The organism is Yersinia enterocolitica, from assembly GCA_002082245.2.
Classification (GTDB): domain Bacteria; phylum Pseudomonadota; class Gammaproteobacteria; order Enterobacterales; family Enterobacteriaceae; genus Yersinia; species Yersinia enterocolitica_E.
In genome coordinates, this window is record NBTC02000002.1 from 60,500 (window position 1) to 79,909 (window position 19,410).

Genomic DNA, 19,410 nt, shown 5'->3' on the forward strand with positions numbered 1-19,410 from the left:
TCATGGATTGGTTTACGCTGGGCCCTGAGGTTTTAGGGATACTGTTTGTCGTCGCCTTATTGGCGGGTTTTATTGATTCCATTGCGGGTGGCGGAGGCTTGCTCACCGTGCCGGCATTACTGGCGGTTGGATTACCACCGGCACAGGCGTTGGCGACCAATAAATTGCAATCGGTCGGCGGGTCATTATCCGCCAGCCTCTATTTTATCCGCCGTGGGGCGGTGAATTTAAAAGAGCAAAAGCTGACCATTGCTCTAACACTGGTCGGCTCAATGCTGGGTGCTATTTTGGTTCAGCATATGCGGGCCGATATTTTGCGGCAAATTCTGCCATTGCTGGTGATAGGGATTGGTGTTTATTTTCTGCTCACTCCCAAGCTGGGTGAAGTTGATCAGCAGCGCCGTCTATCCGCACTACCCTTTGCCTTGATTGCTGGCGGTGGTGTCGGTTTTTATGATGGTTTCTTTGGCCCCGGAGCCGGTTCTTTCTATGCGCTGGCCTTTGTGACGCTGTGCGGATTTAATCTGGCAAAATCCACCGCTCATGCCAAAGTGCTTAATTTTACCTCCAACTTGGGTGGCCTGACCTTCTTCATCGTCGGCGGCAAAGTAGTGTGGAGTATCGGGTTGGTGATGCTAGTAGGGCAGGTGTTGGGCGCACGCCTTGGTGCACATATGGTGTTGACCAAAGGCCAAAAATTAATCCGCCCAATGATTGTCGTGGTGTCATTCGTAATGAGCTGCAAGCTGCTGTATGACAGCCACGGTTCTGAGATCTCCTCCTGGTTAGGGTTACACGTTTTCGCATAACTTAAGGTATCAAAATAGCAGTGAGCCTGACTGTCGCTGACGATACCGCTCTTACGGACCCAAGTATGACCCATGATTATCAGCAATTAATCGATGTTTTTAATGCCTGTTTTAGCGACCAATATAATACCCGGCTGGTAAAAGGTGACGATGAGCCTATTTATCTGCCTGCCGATGACGAATTTCCCTATCATCGGGTGATTTTTGCCCATGGTTATTATGCCAGCGGAATGCATGAGATCTCCCATTGGTGTATTGCCGGTGAAGAGCGGCGCAAGTTGGTCGATTTTGGTTATTGGTACTGCCCGGATGGGCGTGATGCATTAACCCAGAGCCAGTTTGAAGTGGTTGAGATCAAGCCACAGGCACTGGAATGGATGTTCTGTGTAGCGGCGGGTTTCCCTTTCAACGTCAGTTGCGACAACCTGGAGGGGGATTGTGAGCCGGATCGCATAACATTCCAGCGCAAAGTACGCGAACAAGTGTTGTGGAATTTAGAAAACGGTATATCCCCACGATCTGCGGGCTTTATTCAGGCACTACAATCGTTTTACAATACGCCGCCGTTGGTAGCCGCGCTTTTCCCTTACCCGGAAGATCTCGTGTAGCTTGCAGCCTGGCTGTAACGCCATTATTTTTGGATATAGAATATAACCCAATAGATTTCAAGGTGTAGGAAGGCGGCAAGCAAGATACAAATTGGGTGTAAATCATTTTGAATAGCGCTTGCGCTGGCCCGCAGGGTGAGCCTCTGATGAGGCTCATAATCCCGATGAGCCCACGACGGTAAGTGATTCGGGTTAATGAATGCTGCCAACACACCTGCGCTTTGAAATATGACGGGTTATTGAGGAAAGTTGATGATCGCAGAGTTCGAAACGCACATATTAGCGCAGATTGATGACATGGTAGAGCACGCCAGTGATGATGATTTATTTGCCGGCGGCTATCTGCGCGGCCATCTGACCCTAGCCGTGGCAGAATCTGAAGAGTTTGGTGAACATACGGCTGAGCAGTTACATGCCCGCGTGCAGACCAGCCTGGAAAAAGCGATCAAAGCCGGGGAGCTTTCCCCACCGGATCAGGTTTTGGTATTGGGTTTATGGGATCGTTTACTTGAGCAAGCTATAAAATAGCGTTCATTGCTGGAGTCGCGGGGGGGGGGTAGCGATGTTCGTTATTTGGCCTCGCCTCTGCGACTCCAATGACTTTGACGTCGCTGCAAGCCACCCCGCGAGCTGCCCGCTAAGATAACCTCGCAACGCGCTGTTGTACCGGCCTGCCTTTTAGCAATTTTCGAATCCAAAATCGATTGGGATTGAGTGCCGCCAGCGTCGGCGCATCTAATGGCTGCGGTTCCCCAAACATTTGTGCGGCCAAAATTTCTGCCACCAATGGCGCACTGCACAACCCCCGTGACCCCAATGCCCCCACCATGAATAATTCCGGCCATACCGGCGCTGGCGCTATCTCATCACCACGCTGAATTTTGCGTGGCAGATCCTGATATTGTGCCAGTGTTGCAGCATAATCCGGTACCGCGCCCACCATCGGTAAGTGATCACGAATAGCGCAACGCACCCCGCAGCGCGCTTGATTATCACTGATATCAACCTGATGCGGCCAATTTACTTGTGGCAGACAGCGTAACAGGCGGTCCCGGTTCTCTTGCTGCTCATCGGCACGAAAATCAGTGGCAATATCGCCGCGCTGATAACTGGCACCAATACAGTGATGCTGGTTAGCCGGGTTCACTGGCGTCAGATAGCCGTCATAGCACAGCACTTGCTGCAACTGACTGAGTACTGAGGTCGTGGGAATGTGCGAGACCTGCCCGCGCACGGCTGACAGTGGCAGATGCTGGGTTTGTTGCCACTCAGCTAAGCGGTGGCCGGTGGCCAGCACCACTGTAGCATGTTGTTTCGCCGTCAGTGGTTGTTGGGTATCGTGTTGTTGGCTATCGATGGGTTGGGCACTGAGTTGCTGGAAGCTGAGCTGCCATTGCCCGTCAACATGCTCTAACTGACTCAGTTCATGCTGATAGTGGCATGCCATGCCTTTTTGTTGGGCCAGCAGCAGCAGCGCTGTGGTGAGGTCTGATGGGCATAACCAGCCTCCGGCGGGATAATGTATACCATCGTGGGCGCAATCCAGCCCCGCGAGCGCACTGAGCTGTTCACGGCTCATGGCTTCGGCGAATGACACCGGCCAGCTTATTTGCAGCATTTTATCAATCTTGCCACGGCTTTTTTCATCAAATGCCAATTGGCTGACACCGCACCATTGATGATCAAAATGAATGCCTTGTGCTAACAATTGATCATATTGGCGGCGGGCAAAGGTAAATGCGCTGGTGAAAAAGTTTTCCAGTGCATCATCTTTGCCGTTTAGCAGGGGATAGAGCGCACCTTGCCGGTTACCTGATGCACCTTGCGCCGGTTGTGCATCGGCGCAATAGAGCGTGACCTTGGCCCCACGGCGCAATAAGGCTAATGCTGTCAATGCACTGACGATACCGCCGCCAATGATCGCGATATCATCACAACGGACCGCGGCTGGCCGATGGTACCAAGGCGCTGAGGCTGACCCGATGCTTTGCGGCAATCTGCCCGTGAGCATTTCACGTTTTTGCCCAAAACCTTTCACTTTAGCTACGTCAAAACCTGCTTGTTGCAAACCACGGCGAACAAATCCGGCGGCAGTAAATGTGGCAAAAGTGCCCCCCGGCCTTGCCATCCGCGCCATGGCATTGAACAGCATATCATTCCACATATCGGGGTTTTTCGCCGGGGCAAAGCCATCAAGAAACCAGGCATCTACTTGATTATTCAGGCTGGCATCCAACTGGGGCAGTAAGGTATTGACATCACCAAACCACAGATCCAGAGTGATACTCCCCTGCGCTAGCAGAATACGATGGCAGCCAGCAAGAGGTAACGGCCATTGCGCGCGCAATTGTTCGGCAAAAAATGCCAGTTCTGGCCAGCGGTCATGGGCGGCAGCTAAATCTGCCACCTGTAGGGGGTATTTTTCGAAGCTGATATAGTGTAATCGCTGGAGTTTTGCACTGGCGTGTTGCTGTTTGAACTGAGCGAAATCGCGCCATAATGTCAGAAAATTTAAGCCAGTCCCGAAGCCCGTTTCGGCAAAAATGCAGTTATCCCGCGGGTGTTGAATGAAACGCTCAGGGAAGCCATTCCCCTTAAGAAAAACGTAGTGAGTCTCTTCCAGCCCATCTTCATTGGAAAAATAGATGTCACCAAACTGTTCCGATACAGGTGTACCCTGTTCATTCCAGCTTAATGTCGCGGTTTGGATTGGGGGATGGCTCACGTTGAAAGACTCGTATCTCAAGGGGTAGGGCGATTCTAACTATGTGACCGGCCGCGTGCAAATCGTAAAATTATCTGGGTATATTACGCTGATCGGACTTGTTCGGCGTACAACTGTACGCTAAAGTGCGTTGCAAAATCCCGAATGTAAAATAAGTGGAAGAGGTATTGAATGAAGCGTGCAGTAATTACTGGCTTGGGTATTGTCTCCAGCATTGGTAATAACCAGCAGGAAGTTCTGGCATCTTTGCAGGAAGGCCGCTCTGGCATTACTTTCGCTCAGGAATTTAAAGACGCAGGTATGCGTAGCCACGTATGGGGCGATGTAAAGCTGGCATCTGAGCCTAAAGACCTCATTGATCGCAAAGTGCTGCGTTTTATGAGCGACGCCTCAATTTATGCTTTTCTTGCGATGGAAGAAGCGATAGCAGACTCTGGCCTGTCAGACGATCAGGTATCTAATTTCCGCAGTGGGCTGGTGGTGGGTTCCGGTGGTGGTTCACCCCGTAATCAGGTTGCCGGTTCTGATGCAATGCGTACCCCGCGCGGTTTGAAAGGTGTTGGTCCTTATATGGTGACCAAAGCCATGGCATCTGGTGTGTCCGCGTGCCTGGCAACCCCCTTTAAAATCAAAGGTGTTAACTATTCAATCAGCTCTGCCTGTGCGACGTCTGCGCACTGTATTGGCCATGCTTTGGAGTTAATCCAACTGGGCAAGCAGGATGTAGTGTTTGCGGGTGGTGGTGAAGAACTGTGCTGGGAAATGGCCTGCGAGTTCGATGCCATGGGCGCGTTGTCGACCAAATACAATGAAACTCCGGCTAAAGCTTCCCGTACTTATGATCAAGACCGTGATGGCTTCGTAATCGCCGGTGGTGGCGGTATGGTGGTGGTTGAAGAACTTGAGCATGCTCTGGCGCGTGGTGCTCACATCTACGCTGAGATTGTTGGCTACGGCGCAACCTCTGATGGTGCTGATATGGTTGCACCATCAGGTGAAGGTGCTGTTCGTTGCATGCAGATGGCAATGGCAGGTGTTGATACACCAATTGACTACATGAACGTACATGGCACTTCTACACCGGTTGGTGATGTGAAAGAGCTAGGCGCGATTCGTGAGGTGTTTGGTGATAACACGCCAGCTATTTCCTCAACAAAAGCCATGACCGGTCACTCTCTGGGTGCGGCGGGTGTGCATGAAGCTATCTTCAGCCTGTTGATGGTAGAGCACGGCTTTATCGCACCAAGCATCAATATTGAAAATCTGGATGAGAAAGCGGCAGGGATGAATATCATCACTGAGCCAACTCAGCGCGAACTGACTACTGTTATGTCTAACAGCTTCGGTTTTGGTGGTACTAACGCCACTCTGGTCATGCGTAAATACCAGAAATAAGGTCAATCGCAGATATTTCTGCTCATTGATACTGAGTCATTAAGGCCCGCGAGCAATCGCGGGCCTTTTTATTCGCTATAAATAAACACTTCTACAGAAAAATACTATAATCATCAGGTGATTAACCTTTTTTAGTAATTTCATCTTTTTGTATCAAAGAAGACTAGTTGATCACTGACTATTCATAAAAATATCTTATACTCAATAACCAAGGTGAATAACATTATAAAATGTAGGTGATTGAATATTAATGCGTTAGCTCTAATTTCAGCTATTTTTAATGTTTTTTATTCCTTTAAAGCCAAATTTGAAGTTAAAAAATCCTTGCCTGCTCAAAAACGTCAATTACAATATTAGAACAATAATTAAACAATTTTATTTTTGTCTTTTAATTTACCAACACAGCAGGGTAGTTCAATGAGCCATAATCCAAGTGATCAGAAGGTTAAGATTGCCGATTTAAACGAGCGCGTTGTTCATGAAATTCTGGAAGTGATAAGTGATGGTATCTGGGATTGGAATGCCAACAATGGATTTGTTTATCGTAATACTGGCTGGTATGAAATGCTGGGCTATCCCGCCGATGCATTTGAAAATACAGTCCATACTTGGGAGAAAATCATCCATCCAGATGATTTTGACCGAGTGATGTTTCAGTTTGATGCCTATATTAATAATCAGGCCGAGAGATACCAGATTGAATACCGTTGCCGGACTCATGATGGCGACTATGTGTGGATTGAAGATCGCGGCAAGGTAATTGAGCGTAATAGTGATGGTTCAGTATCGAGGATGATCGGCGCTCACCGTAATATCCATGACAAAAAGCATCGTCTGGAAAAGTTAGAGTTAAAGAATAAATCTCTGGAAGCGTTAGTCGAAGAGCGAACCGTTGAATTACGCGAAACCAATTTCCGCTTACAACAGCAACTCGATATCAAAAAAAGTCTATCTGAAACAGATGTATTAACCTCTGCGGCTAACCGTTATTTGCTGGAAAAAGTACTCAAGCACGAATATAACCGCGCAAAACGATTTTGCCAGCCGTTGTCATTGCTTTCGTTGGATTTAGACAATTTTAAATCTATTAATGATAAGTATGGCCATTCTGTTGGGGACTTAACCTTGACGCATATTGTTGATGTGATTAGGAATAATATTAGGGAAATTGATGTTTTAGGCCGTTGGGGCGGCGATGAGTTTATGATTGTGTTACCTAACACGCAATTAAATGAGGCTAAATGTATCGCCGAGAAAATCAGGCAACGTATCGAAACCATGCCCGTGGAAGGGAATATCAATGTGACAATGAGTTTAGGTGTGGTGGAGCTGGGGCAAAATGAAGCACAGGAACAACTATTAATTCGCGCAGATAAAATGCTCTATAACTCAAAAGCGGCGGGACGGAATATTATTAGCGGTTGATATTTTTCGAACGTAATGGCGCATTGATGTAGCAGCCTTTATTACCCGGCCTATTGCTGAGCCTTGCAAGGGAGGCCGGAGTAAGCGGTGTTAAGCTCTGCTGCCATTGGGAAATGGGAAATGGGGCATGGGGCATGGGGCATAATCACCATTAGCATTTCAGTGCATATTCTGCGGCCGCACAGGCATGTATTGCGGTGGTATCAAATACCGGCACGCTCGCGTCTTGTGCGTTAACCAACAATGTTATTTCAGTGCAACCAAAGATAATACCTTGCACGCCTTGCTGTTCTAATTTGCCCATAATGCGGCGATATTCCTGACGGGAAGTTTCACTGATAACGCCCAGACACAGCTCTTCATAAATAATACGGTTAACAATCTCGCGATCGATACTATCGGGGGTAATCACCTCAATACCGTGTTTTTGCGTCAATCGTCCCCGATAAAAATCTTGTTCCATGGTGTAGCGGGTACCCAATAAGCCAATTTTATTGATCCCTTGCTGCTTAATTTGTGCGGCAGTGGCATCGGCGATATGCAATAACGGTAATCCGCTGGCCGCTTCAATGTCATCAGCCACTTTGTGCATAGTATTGGTGCATACCACGATGACGTCAGCCCCGGCATTTTTTAATGAAACGGCGGCATCAGACAGCAACTGTGCTGCGGTTTCCCAGTCACCCTTGGCCTGAAGTTGTTCAATCTCATGGAAGTCGACACTGTAGAGAATGATTTTGGCACTGTGTAAACCGCCAAGTTGTTCTTTAACCTGCTGGTTAATCATCCGGTAATAAGGGATGGTTGACTCCCAACTCATTCCGCCAATAAGACCCAAAATTTTCATTAGTTTATTCCTATGCAAACATCAGCACTGAGTATGGATAAGAGTTTAACGATGCGGAAACACCCGGATACGTTGTAACGAAGCAATTAGCGGAACTGTGACAAGACTCCGACTATAGCTGTTATCTCTGTCTATCATGTTTGTTGTAACAAATCTGTAGCAATAGATAAATCTATTTATTCTTCTATCTATTTTTACACTATTACCATCAACAGGATGACGGAGATTAGGATGATAAAAATAAAGACGGCATACACCCTGACACTATTAGCGCTACTCTTGCCAGCGTCAACCCATGTTGTAGCACAGGATAAAAGTGACAACTATAAACTTGAACAAGTGCTGGTGATGAGCCGGCATGGTATACGCGCACCTTTAGTTAATTATGGCGATATGCTTTCCAGTGCGACACCAGATAAATGGCCACAATGGACCACCCCAGGAGGGTATCTGACACCGAAAGGGGCAGAGCTTGAGGCGATGATGGGGGGGTATTTCCGCGAGTGGCTGGTTAATGCCAAATTGCTGAAAGCGGCAGGATGCCCGGCAGATACCACGGTATTTACTTATGCTAACAGCTTGCCAAGGACCATTGGTACCGCGCAACATTTCTTATTCGGCGCTTTCCCTGGTTGTAATGTGCCAGTGGCGCACCAAAAAGATATCGGCAAAATGGATCCGGTTTTTAATCCGATCATCACGCTAGATGTCACACCAGAATTTAAAGAAAAAGCCTTGGCATCGATTAATCAACACGCCGGGCCGGGTGGGGTCGAAGGGCTGAATAAACGTTTACAGCCTAATTACGACTTACTTTCCCGCGTATTGGATTATAAAAAATCACCCGCCTGTTTAACGGATAAGAAATGTGACTGGAGTACCCAGCCAACCAATATTGTATTGGTACAAAATAAAGAGCCAGGCATTACCGGCCCGTTAAAATTAGGTACCGGTGCATCAGATGCGTTTATGCTGCAATATTACGAGGGTTTTCCGATTAAAGATGTGGCTTGGGGACGGATTCAGTCAGCGGAAGAGTGGCGTAAATTAATCGATATCAAAAATCTCTACCATGAGACGTTATTTGGTTCTCCTGCCATTGCGGATAATGCGGCTGAGAAGTTAGTCGGTTTTATCAGTGCTGCTCTTGATCCCGTCGGTGAGAAAACGCCTAATGAATTAGCAGCGCAGAAAGCTAAATTGGCGGTATTGGTTGGGCATGACTCTAATATTGCATCATTGTTGGCAGCCCTTAAGACTAAAGAGTACCAATTGCCAGACCAATATGAGAAAACGCCAATCAGCGGCAAAGTGGTATTTGAGCGCTGGAAAGATACGAAACAAAATAAAGATATGATGAAGATCGAATATATCTATCTGTCGACTGAGCAAATTCGTAATAAGACGCCGCTGACCCTTCAGGCACCACCAAAACGTGTCACGCTGGAAATTAAGGGCTGTCCGATTGATGCTAACGGGTTCTGTTCAATGGATGATTTCAGAAAAGCGATAAAACACAACACGCAAAGTTAAGTTCACACTATCTCGCCGCAGGTTGCGGCAGCCAGTAGATAATAGGGGCTGGCATAAAATGATAGGCTACGCTAACGTAATCTCTCTTTGTCAGCCCCAGGCCGTTTGTAGATTTTCTGATGACATTATTTGCCACGACTCAGCGAGCAGTAAAAACACTATTCAGACCTTTTCTGGAAGATCGTCTATTACATATTCTATTGATCTTTGGGATAGGGTTAACCGTCTTAATGCCGGCCCAAATTGTCTCCTTTCCACAGTTTATTGACTGGACCACCATTGTTACTTTATTGGGATTAATGCTACTGACTAAAGGGGTTGAGGTTAGCGGTTACTTCGATTTTATTGGCCGGAAAATTATTAATACACTCCACACTGAGCGGTATCTGGCGCTGTTTTTAGTCTTAGCCGCGGCGCTGTTGTCATCCTTTCTAACCAATGATGTGGCGCTATTTATCATCATTCCACTGATTTTGACGTTGAAAAAAATATCGTCTCTGCCGGTTTCTCGTCTGATCATTTTCTCGGCGCTGGCAGTCAATGCCGGGTCGCTATTAACACCGATCGGCAACCCACAAAATATTCTGTTATGGAGCCGTTCCGAACTCTCTTTTATCGGTTTTACTCGCCAAATGGCACCTTTAGCAGCCATTATTCTGCTGACATTATTCGCGGTAACATGGTGGCGTTTCCCGGCGCGTAAGATAAAGAAACAGGCCTCAAGCCCGATTTATCCTTACCAGTTCCGCCTGTTGCTGAGTTGTTTGGCGCTGTATGTGATTTTTATTATCTGCGTGGATTTGGGCTGGGCAGGTTATGGGCTACTTATCGTTTTTGCCGGTTTATTGCTATTGGCGCGGCGGGTGTTACTGGCCATTGACTGGAGCTTGATTGTGGTCTTTATGGCGATGTTTATTGACGTGCGCCTACTGACGGAATTACCTGCTTTACAATCGCTGTTCGGTGAAATCAAAACATTGTCTACGGCTGCCGCCTATATTTTGGCTATTGGCCTATCGCAACTGATCAGTAATGTCCCCGCCACAATATTGCTGCTTAATTATCTGCCTTCCAGCGCGCTGGTGGCTTATGCGGTCAATATTGGTGGTTTTGGTTTTGTGTTGGGTTCTATGGCTAATTTAATTGCGCTGAGAATGGCGGCAGAGCCGGCCATTTGGTTAAAATTCCATGCTTACTCACTACCATTTTTGTTGTGGAGTGCTCTGGTTGGCTGGTGGTTATTATGATAGTCACAGGCGCGGCTCAGCGGGAAATAACCTGAGCCGACATCGGTCATTAGAAGAAGATAGCCAACAAAAAGACCATCACTATGATCAGCGCCACAAATGCCAGTGACGGTTTTTGCAACAATGGCTGTAATGATTGAGGTAAGGCGGCAATTAGCGGGTTAATCACTGGTTGCAGAATTTTTTGATCTTCTGCTAAACGTTGGGCTGCATTGGCCCGATCCAATCTGGCGGTAAACAGGACATTGATAATGTCGTTCAACTGCGCTTGCGTCAGCGGCGTGATGGGACTGGCCTGGAAGCGACTCTGGCTGTAATCAATTAATAATTGTTGTTCCTGCGCATCAGCGGGCTGTTTCAACGCGGTTTGCAAGTTAACCAATGTAGGTGCTGTTTGCTGGCTGAGTGCCACTTTGGTCTGTAAAAACTGGCTGAGTATCTGGAAATGGCGTGCAGGTAACGGATCATTACTTTTCACCCCCACCATATCAAATAATGCCTGCCATATTTTGGCCGGTTGCTCGCCGGTTGCGGCACTAAGTTTTGCTACTAGCGATTGAATATTCTGATGCTCCGCCGGCAGTAACGGCCGATCAGTTATTGTTGCCAGTTGTGGCTGTGGAATATTCAGTGTCCCGGATTGCAGCAGCACCAGAACTTGTTGTAACTCTGAATGGCTTAACTGACTTAATACAGTATGACCAAAGTGCTGACGGATAAAATCACTGACAGCTTGCCGGTTGTTGCCTTGAGGCAGCAGTTCGGTCAGTTGTTGGCGCAACTGGTGATTGGCATGATTTTCCTGTGCCTGCGCCAGACGGGTTTGCAGCAATTGCTCAGCGGGCTGGAAGTGGCGTGCCAGTAAGTCGCTAGTGCTACCCAAGGATAAATCATGACGCAGACCGGCCCAGATCTCAGCAGATTTGATTGGGCTAAGGGCCATGATCCGCACAATTAGCTTCTCCAGCGTAGTGCGTTGCGCAGGGGTAAGTGCCTGATCTTCCACTTGGCCCTGATGAGGTATTTTGGTCGGTGCGACATTGCGATCATTGGCAATCGGCACACTTGGGCCGTTCAAAGGTTGCATATAACCGGTCCTTCGCTGTGGAGGCGATACTGTGGAAATTCATAAAGTACCCGGCAATAGATGCAGGCTACCAATATGATACGCGCAAATGTGGGCGACCCATACCGTCAGATTATGTTTTTTTTGTTAACTACGTTTGTAATTAAATGTCACTTTGAGTGATTGTTTAAGTTCAGACATTGATAATCTTGATTATGCCGCTAAGATGGGCGCTCGGTCTTGAATGAGACTAATTTATCAATTTTACTGATGAATTATATGGATTAGAATTAAATACGGATAATGGTTAAACACGAATAATGGTTAAACAACAGCGCGCGGCAAAGTGGTTCCTCTGCCTGGCTTGCCTAGTCATATTAGTTTGTATGACACAACGCATCGCCAGCCTGCACGCGTTGGAAAAAAACCTCCTTCAGACATCATCATCACAGGTTGCTGTCGATGCTGATGAGGCACCCACCCCTTGTGAGCTAAGTGCCAAATCCCTGTTGGCATCCCCGCCTGTTCTGTTCGAATTAGCGATTTTTTCTCTGGGTTTATTACTCTTGCTATTGGGGCCGGTGATCCCGACCCGCATGAGGTTTCCACCACCCCGAGTGATATCACCCAGCCGTTTGAGGGTGCATCTGCGATTGTGCATTTTCCGGGAATAGAGATGCTTTTGGCATAACTACGGCATCCCTTGGGGTTGCTGTGATTAATCTATTTCTGGAGAAGAATCATGTTCAATTTAAGCAAGACAGCGTTGTTCTGTCTGTTACTGCTATGGATGCCCACCCTTTGGGCGGCAGACAGCGGCTGGTTGGTCAGCCCACAAAACTCACATGCTAAGGTGCGGATTCGTGCCGAACCTTCAACGAGCGGTGAAACCCGCCTGTTACTTTCCGTTCAACTGGAGAAAGGCTGGAAAACCTATTGGCGCTCACCGGGTGAAGGGGGCATTGCACCGACCATTGTCTGGAGCACCGCTCTTGATGCGGTAAAATGGTACTGGCCTGTACCACAACGGTTTGATGTTTCTGGTATCTCTACTCAGGGCTATCACGAGCAGGCCATGCTGCCGATCGTCATTTCCGCTAAGGCACCCAAAACGCTAAGTGGCATCTTGACCCTATCGACCTGTAGCAATGTCTGCATTTTGACTGACTACCCGTTTAGCATCGATCTTTCCTCGCCGTTAAGTGGCGAAAACCAACAGCAATTCCAACATGATTTTGCCCAGGCGATGGGGCAGGTACCCATTGCCAATGCCCTGACCCAACAGATCCAAGCTGGTTTTGATCATGGCGAGGTGCAAATTCTGGCGGTGCGTGACGAAGGTTGGCAACAGCCCGAGTTGTTCTTCGATACCTTGGCGGACGTGGATCTCGGTAAACCGCTGGTCAGTGTGCAGGGTAATCAGTTATCGGTACGGGTTCCTGCGACTGATGGTTGGGGGGAGGGCGTGGGGGATCTACGTGGTAAACCCCTGACGATGGTGATTACTGATGCGGGTCTGGCGCAAGAGACCACGGTGACCATTGGGCAAGCGCTCACTTTACCGCAATCCTCCACTCGTTTTTGGTCTTGGATAGTGATGGCGCTGGCGGGCGGATTTATTCTTAATCTGATGCCTTGTGTGCTTCCGGTCCTTGCAATGAAACTGGGGTCTATTTTGCAGACTGGGCAGCAAACCCGCCGTCAGATTCGTTGGCAGTTTCTGGCATCGTCTGCTGGGATTGTGACTTCGTTTTGGTTGTTGGCATTACTGATGACCGCCTTGCGTTTAGGTAATCATGCCCTTGGCTGGGGAATTCAGTTCCAAAGCCCTTGGTTTATCGGCTTTATGGTGTTGGTTACCGCACTCTTTACGGCCAACCTGTTCGGCTTGTTCGAAATTAACCTCTCCTCATCGCTCAATAGCCGTATTGCCGCGCCTCGTGTGGAGCAATCGGGGGCTCGCGGTTTGGCCGGCCACTTTGGACAGGGCGCATTGGCGACGCTACTGGCAACCCCGTGTTCCGCGCCATTTTTGGGGACGGCGGTAGCCTTTGCACTGGCCGCCCCTTTACCGGCGCTGTGGGGCATATTTACCGCCCTGGGGGTTGGTATGAGCCTGCCGTGGTTGGCGGTGGCGCTATGGCCTAGATTGGTGCTGTTTTTGCCCCGTCCAGGTCGTTGGATGAACCGTCTGCGTATCGGGATGGGGGGGCTGATGCTGGCATCAAGTCTGTGGTTACTGAGCCTGATGGTGAGCCATATTGGCTCACAACTGGTGATGGTGATTAGCGGAGTGTTGCTGTTAGCGCTATTACTGGCAATTGGCTGGCGCTATGGCGTGCGTGTTGCCGCAATCGTCAGCTTAATCGGGGTGTTGATTATCGGCGGATTACTGTTGGCGGGTTCGCTGACGGCTAATCTATGGCGCAAACCGCTACATGACACCATCCCGTGGCAGCCATTAACTGAATCAGCCATTAAGAAAGCCTTGATGGAGCATAAGCGAGTGTTTGTCGATGTCACTGCCGATTGGTGTGTGACCTGTAAAGTTAACAAAATACACGTCCTGATGCGTGACGATGTGCAGCAGGCGTTGCAAGCACCTGATGTGGTGGCGTTACGCGGTGACTGGACGCGACCTTCTGCTGATATTACTGAGTTTTTGCGCCAGCGCGGCAGTGTCGCAATCCCATTTAATCAAATTTATGGGCCACAGCAACCACAGGGTGTGGTGCTCTCGCCACTGTTGGACCGTGACGTGTTATTAAAAATTTTGGCCGATGCTAAAGGAAATAAAGAATGAAAATTATCATGGTTGTGTTGTTAGCGCTGATCTCGACCTCACTGTGGGCGGCTGCACCTTTTACGCCGGAGCAGGAAGTGCGGATTAAAGCGTTAATCCGTGAAACGCTGGTCGCCAATCCAGACATTCTTGAACAATCCATCAATGCCTTGCAACAGCAAGCTAATGAAGCGCAAGGGCAGCAAATGGATCAATTTATCGCAGCCAATAAGCAGGCGCTGTTCCAAGACCCTGGTAGCCCACGTTTCGGGGCTGCAACTCCAGCCCTGACATTGGTTTCATTTACCGATTACAACTGCCCATTTTGTAAAACTTTTGATCCGTTGCTGGAAAAGGTAGTGAAGGAGTACCCGCAAGTGGCGGTGGTGATAAAACCGCTACCGTTTAAAGGGGAAAGCTCGGTGACCAGTGCACGGTTGGCGTTGACACTGTGGCAACAACATCCGAATCAATTTCTGCCATTTCATCAGCGCTTGATGGCGAAAAAAGGTTTCCACGATGCTGACAGTATTGCCGCGGCGCAGAAAAAAACCGGTGTTACGCCGGTAGCACCAAGCGAGCAGAGCTTGAATGTGTTGCGTACCAACCTGAAATTAGCGGATCAACTGGGTATCCAAGGCACACCTGCCACTTTGATTGGTAATCAGATGATCCCAGGTGCTATTTCCTATGAGCAACTGGAGGAGATAGTGAAGCAGCAACTGGCTAAGGCGGGTAAATGAGTCGCTTGAAGCGGTGGGGTAAAGAGCTGGTTATTCTGCTGGTACTGGTCACGGTGGTCTCTTTGGCGATGGATTGGTTGCGTAGCCCGCAGGTACCTGCTGATTGGGGCGATGTGTCATTACAAACCCTGGAGGGCCAGACTGTCTCGCTAAAGGCGATGAGCCAGGACAAACCGTTGCTCATCTATTTTTGGGCAACATGGTGCGGCGTGTGTAAATTCACCAGCCCCAGTGTCAATCAATTGGTGCAGGAGGGGGAGAATGTGATGACAGTGGCACTACGCTCTGGTGAAGCACCACAGCTTGAGCGCTGGCTGACCAAAAAAGGCTACCGGTTACCGGTGATAAATGACCCACGCGGCGAGTTGTCAGCGCAGTGGCAAGTCAGTGTTACACCGACGTTAGTGATCCTTTATCAAGGCAAAATGGTACAAAATACCAGCGGATGGAGCAGCTATTGGGGCATGAAACTGCGTTTATGGCTGGCCTCGTTCTGAGGTAACGCTGTTTAGCCAACTCCACAGTGAAACGCACGCCAAAAGTTGGACTCAGTCTGACTTTTGGTGGTGCGTTTTTTTGATTAATATTATGCTTGGCACTGACCAATCGCCGCACTTAATCTGGCTATTCCTTGGCTAATCAGCTCGGGCGAATTAGCGGCAAAATTCAAACGGAGGGTGAACTCTCCATCTGACTCTTCGCGGTAAAACCCGCCACCTTTAGCGAAAGTGACCCCCGCCTGCCACGCCAGCGGCATTAATTGAGTCATTGGCACGTTTGCTGGCAATTGTAGCCAGATAAATAATCCCCCATCAGGAACTTCAAACTGGCAGCCGAGTGGCAGTGTCTGCTGGAGGGCATCGACCATGGCATCACGGTGCTGGCGGTACAAACGGCAAGCCCGACGAAGTTGTTTGTCATAGCGCCCGACAGTGACAAATGCATCCAACGCCCGTTGGATCAGGTTCGAGCTGGTAAAACTGTCAACATGCTTTAAGCGCGCCAGTTGGATGTAATGGGGTGCGTCTGCCACCAGATAACCAATGCGCATGCTGGGCAGTAACATTTTGGAAAAAGTACTGACATAGATAACTTCACCCGCGGCTGCCAGTGAACGCAGCGAAGGCAGCTTTTTGCCGCTGTAACGCAAGTCACCCACATAATCATCTTCAAGTATCGGCACCCCAGCAGTTCTGGCTATTTGCACTAACTGATGGCGGCGCTCTTCACTCATACAGCGTCCGGTGGGGTTATTAAAGTTGGGAATGCAATAGATAAGTTTCGGTTGATGCCTGGCTAACAGCGCAGGCAGGGTCGCCAGATTCATGCCTTGTTGGTCGCTGGGCAGAGCAATAATATTCACTTTATGCAGGCGGAACAGGGCTAATGCTTCGGCATAAGTGGGTTCTTCTACCAGCACACTATCACCTGGGGCCAGCAGTGATTGACTGATCAGACTGATGGCGTGTTGTGAACCGTTGGTTATCAACAGTTGCTCTGGCCGTGTTGGGATACCTTGTGCGGATAGAATGCGGCTGAGTGTATCGCGCAATGGATAATAGCCACAGTAATCGCCGTAACTGAATGCTTCTTCAGCATGGCGGCGCAGAATTGAATGCAAGATCTGGCGGAATTCATCCAATGGGAAAATTTTGGGGCTACCGATGCCAGCAGCAAAATTAATGGTATCTGGCGGTAAGGGGATATCGGCATACCCGTCCAGCCTTGAGGTGACAGTGGTAAAACGATCCAGTGGAAACTCACCATGTAGCCGTGGATGCGGATGGCTTGGCGGCGGCGAGAGGTGACAGACATAGGCACCGCTGCCGCGACGTTGTTGTAATAACCCCTTTGCCGCCAGCTCGGCATAAGCATTATCCACTGTGAGGCGGCTCACTGATAATTCTGCTGCCAAGGTGCGGGTTGAGGGCAGTTTGTCGCCATCAGCAAACACCCCACTGAGGATAGCACGGCGCAATGCCTCTTCGATTTGTAGATACAGTGGAATGTCTTGCTGGCGATCTAACGGAATATGCATGTCTCACCGACCAAAAGTGGCTCACTGTGGATAATATATTGTCACTATACTCAAGGTTAACAAGGCTTCAAGAGGAAAAAAGTGGCCTGTATCAATCAGTGGGAAAGTGGCTCTGGTGGCAGAGAACATGGGGGGTACAATCGCTATCTGATTAATATCCTGAAAGTAGTTATGAGGTTGTTATGGCGATTCCGGCAGATTTATTCCCATCAGCATTTGGCTCTATCGGGGCGGGCAACGGCGGGTTTAGTGGCAAACGACAAGGCTATCTGCTGGCGATTATTAGTGCCATGTTGTTGGGTTTTACCGGCATCATAATTCGCATCCTCACGGCGCATTATCATCTACCCACTTCGGTATTGGCTTTCTGGCGGGCAGCACTGGTCGCCATGGTGTTATTACCTATTTTACTTCTGACCAAACCGGAATGGGCCAAATTACGCGGGTGCCAGCTAAAATTCTATACGGCATATGGCTTATTGCTGGCGGTCTTTAATGGGCTATGGACTGAATCTGTCGCTTTAAACGGTGCGTCGATCTCCACCATTCTGGTCTATTGCTCAATCGGTTTTACCGTGTTTCTCGGCTGGGTTTTCTATAACGAATATATGGGCTGGCGTGAATTACTGGTTATTATTATCAGCCTGTTGGGTTGTTTCTTAGTCAGCGATGGCCTGAATATTATTGCATCAGACTTTAATTTTGTTGGCTTATTTATCGGATTGGCCTCCGGTATTGGTTACAGCTTTTATACTCTGGCTGGGCGCATTGCGACTGAACGCTGTTATCCGGTCTGGAACACTATTCTTTACGTCTTTGGTTTCTCCGCCATCTACCAACTGATATTTAATCAGTTATTGCTGTGGTTTCCATTGTCTGGGTTACAGCCAATGGTGGGTGATCTATTTTTCTTATCCCATAGAGCTAATGGCATTCAATGGTCTGGTTGGGGGCTATTGTTAATTTTAGCCGCCGGTCCAACGTTACTGGGGTTTGGCCTGTTTAATCTCAGTTTGAAAACACTCTCTTTGGCGGTGGCTAGCCTACTATTAACGCTGGAACTGGTCTTCACTGCGGTGATTGCATATTTCTTGTTGGGCGAAACACTCTCTCCCTCCCAATTGTTGGGCAGCGCGCTGGTATTACTGGGGGTGTTGATGTTGCATCGTAAAGATAAGGCTCAAGCAGCAATGGTGGCGGTTAGCGCGGAATAAAAACAGGGCAGGGGTAGCTGCGCAGAATATACGCCGCTACCTTATTTTTACTGCGCCGCCGCTCTTCGCAATGGGGTGCGCAGGCGCTGAGCTAATATCACCCCAGCCAGCGTGATACCCCCGCCAATCAGGTGATAGCTGTGTAATTGCTCATGAAGGAAGGCCACGGCAATAATGGCGGTAAATACCGGTGTCAGATTCATAAATATCGACGCAGTATTTGCCCCTAACCGCATCACACCGTGGATCCACAAATAAGGCGCAATAATTGAGGCTGGGATCCCAGCAAATAGCACCAATGGAATATTCTGCGCCGTCAATTGCACATCTGAAGCCATCAGGAAATTAGGCAATAATAGCACCACGCCGAAAACGATCTGCATATAAAGGGACTGCCAGTTGGGTAATTGAATCGCCCAGCGTTTGGTTAATACGCCATACAGCGCATAGGATGCCGATGCGCCGAACATCATCAATTCGCCTTTGCCGATACCATGTTGCAACAGTTGTGCCGGGTTACCTGCACTAACCAACCACACTAGTCCCCCTAATGACAGCACGCTACCTAATGCAATGCCTACCGTGGGGGCGACTCGTAACACCACAATGCTAATAAGCACAGTCAGTAAGGGAATTAACGAACTGAGAATCCCCATAAACAGGGCGCTAACACTGTGAGCCGCGTAGTACGCCAGGCTTTGGTACAGCACCATGCCCAGCATCCCCAATATCATCAATTTCCACCAATAAACGCGGATTGCCTGCCAATTGCGGATAACACCCAGCAGCAAGAATGGGGTTAACGTTAGCAACGCCAGCACCCAGCGATAAAACGAGATGGCGGCGGGATCAATTGCGGTGGCAGAGACCTTACTGACTACGGCATTGATGGACCAGATGATCACCGCGAACAGGGGGAATAACATATTCATGATAATAATTCTCATCTAAATAACATGTGACGTAGTCTACAGTTGT

At 48.8% G+C, this 19,410-nt stretch carries 17 protein-coding genes and 1 pseudogene; 12 read left to right on the forward strand and 6 right to left on the reverse strand.

Annotation, left to right across the window (positions count from 1 at the left end):
* The first annotated feature begins 2 nt into the window (after positions 1–2).
* Positions 3–809, forward strand: coding sequence for a hypothetical protein (locus tag A6J66_001605; protein ID PNM22993.1), 807 nt, complete (start codon positions 3–5; stop codon positions 807–809).
* A gap of 65 nt (positions 810–874) precedes the next feature.
* Complete coding sequence (locus A6J66_001610; protein ID PNM22994.1) at positions 875–1,417, forward strand: elongation factor P hydroxylase; 543 nt, start codon at positions 875–877, stop codon at positions 1,415–1,417.
* A gap of 64 nt (positions 1,418–1,481) precedes the next feature.
* Here the strand turns inward: A6J66_001610 and A6J66_001615 are convergent.
* Positions 1,482–1,697 (reverse strand): annotated as a pseudogene (locus A6J66_001615) (hypothetical protein).
* On the opposite strand from A6J66_001615, the gene A6J66_001620 reads away from it, so the two are divergent.
* Entirely contained in the window at positions 1,670–1,945 is a 276-nt protein-coding gene (locus A6J66_001620) for a YfcL family protein (GenBank protein ID PNM22995.1), read from the forward strand. The pseudogene A6J66_001615 and the gene A6J66_001620 sit on opposite strands and share 28 nt — an antisense overlap.
* Before the next feature lie 109 nt (positions 1,946–2,054).
* Here the strand turns inward: A6J66_001620 and A6J66_001625 are convergent, their stop codons facing one another.
* A complete protein-coding gene (locus tag A6J66_001625; protein ID PNM22996.1) occupies positions 2,055–4,142 on the reverse strand; it encodes a bifunctional tRNA (5-methylaminomethyl-2-thiouridine)(34)-methyltransferase MnmD/FAD-dependent 5-carboxymethylaminomethyl-2-thiouridine(34) oxidoreductase MnmC in 2,088 nt (695 codons plus the stop codon).
* 171 nt (positions 4,143–4,313) lie between these two features.
* On the opposite strand from A6J66_001625, the gene A6J66_001630 reads away from it, so the two are divergent.
* Complete coding sequence (locus A6J66_001630) at positions 4,314–5,537, forward strand: beta-ketoacyl-[acyl-carrier-protein] synthase I (protein ID PNM22997.1); 1,224 nt, start codon at positions 4,314–4,316, stop codon at positions 5,535–5,537.
* Between the two features lie 417 nt (positions 5,538–5,954).
* The gene (locus tag A6J66_001635) at positions 5,955–6,962 is read left to right on the forward strand and encodes a PAS domain S-box protein (GenBank protein PNM22998.1); all 1,008 of its coding nucleotides are present in this window, start codon (positions 5,955–5,957) and stop codon (positions 6,960–6,962) included.
* 151 nt (positions 6,963–7,113) lie between these two features.
* Here A6J66_001635 and A6J66_001640 read toward each other — a convergent pair whose 3' ends face one another.
* Positions 7,114–7,809, reverse strand: coding sequence for an aspartate/glutamate racemase family protein (locus A6J66_001640; protein ID PNM22999.1), 696 nt, complete (start codon positions 7,807–7,809; stop codon positions 7,114–7,116).
* 231 nt (positions 7,810–8,040) lie between these two features.
* On the opposite strand from A6J66_001640, the gene A6J66_001645 reads away from it, so the two are divergent.
* Together A6J66_001645 and A6J66_001650 are read left to right on the forward strand one after the other, a co-directional pair.
* Positions 8,041–9,342, forward strand: a complete 1,302-nt coding sequence (locus tag A6J66_001645) for a bifunctional glucose-1-phosphatase/inositol phosphatase (protein PNM23000.1) — start codon at positions 8,041–8,043, stop codon at positions 9,340–9,342.
* Between the two features lie 119 nt (positions 9,343–9,461).
* Positions 9,462–10,589 (forward strand): anion transporter, encoded by a 1,128-nt coding sequence (locus tag A6J66_001650; protein ID PNM23001.1) that lies wholly within the window; start codon positions 9,462–9,464, stop codon positions 10,587–10,589.
* Between the two features lie 49 nt (positions 10,590–10,638).
* Here A6J66_001650 and A6J66_001655 read toward each other — a convergent pair whose 3' ends face one another.
* Positions 10,639–11,676: a flagella biosynthesis regulator Flk gene (locus tag A6J66_001655; protein PNM23002.1), complete on the reverse strand. Its 1,038-nt coding sequence runs from the start codon at positions 11,674–11,676 to the stop codon at positions 10,639–10,641.
* A 299-nt stretch (positions 11,677–11,975) separates the two neighbouring features.
* Between A6J66_001655 and A6J66_001660 the strand changes: the two genes are divergently transcribed.
* The 4 genes from A6J66_001660 (at position 11,976) to A6J66_001675 (ending at position 15,677) form a co-directional block, all read left to right on the forward strand.
* Positions 11,976–12,329: a copper resistance protein gene (locus A6J66_001660; GenBank protein ID PNM23003.1), complete on the forward strand. Its 354-nt coding sequence runs from the start codon at positions 11,976–11,978 to the stop codon at positions 12,327–12,329.
* A 68-nt stretch (positions 12,330–12,397) separates the two neighbouring features.
* Positions 12,398–14,458 (forward strand): protein-disulfide reductase, encoded by a 2,061-nt coding sequence (locus A6J66_001665; protein ID PNM23004.1) that lies wholly within the window; start codon positions 12,398–12,400, stop codon positions 14,456–14,458.
* Entirely contained in the window at positions 14,455–15,180 is a 726-nt protein-coding gene (locus tag A6J66_001670; GenBank protein PNM23005.1) for a DsbA family protein, read from the forward strand. The genes A6J66_001665 and A6J66_001670 overlap by 4 nt, the downstream gene beginning before the upstream one ends.
* The gene (locus tag A6J66_001675; GenBank protein ID PNM23006.1) at positions 15,177–15,677 is read left to right on the forward strand and encodes a protein disulfide oxidoreductase; all 501 of its coding nucleotides are present in this window, start codon (positions 15,177–15,179) and stop codon (positions 15,675–15,677) included. The genes A6J66_001670 and A6J66_001675 overlap by 4 nt, the downstream gene beginning before the upstream one ends.
* 89 nt (positions 15,678–15,766) lie before the next feature.
* On the opposite strand, the gene A6J66_001680 is transcribed toward A6J66_001675, so the two are convergent.
* Entirely contained in the window at positions 15,767–17,218 is a 1,452-nt protein-coding gene (locus A6J66_001680) for a PLP-dependent aminotransferase family protein (GenBank protein ID PNM23007.1), read from the reverse strand.
* Between the two features lie 182 nt (positions 17,219–17,400).
* On the opposite strand from A6J66_001680, the gene A6J66_001685 reads away from it, so the two are divergent.
* On the forward strand, positions 17,401–18,432 hold the full coding sequence (locus tag A6J66_001685) for an EamA family transporter (GenBank protein ID PNM23008.1): 1,032 nt from the start codon (positions 17,401–17,403) through the stop codon (positions 18,430–18,432).
* Between the two features lie 47 nt (positions 18,433–18,479).
* Here the strand turns inward: A6J66_001685 and A6J66_001690 are convergent, their stop codons facing one another.
* Positions 18,480–19,364 carry an EamA/RhaT family transporter gene (locus A6J66_001690; protein PNM23009.1) on the reverse strand — a complete coding sequence of 295 codons (885 nt, stop codon included), beginning with the start codon at positions 19,362–19,364 and terminating at the stop codon, positions 18,480–18,482.
* Positions 19,365–19,410: the final 46 nt, after the last annotated feature.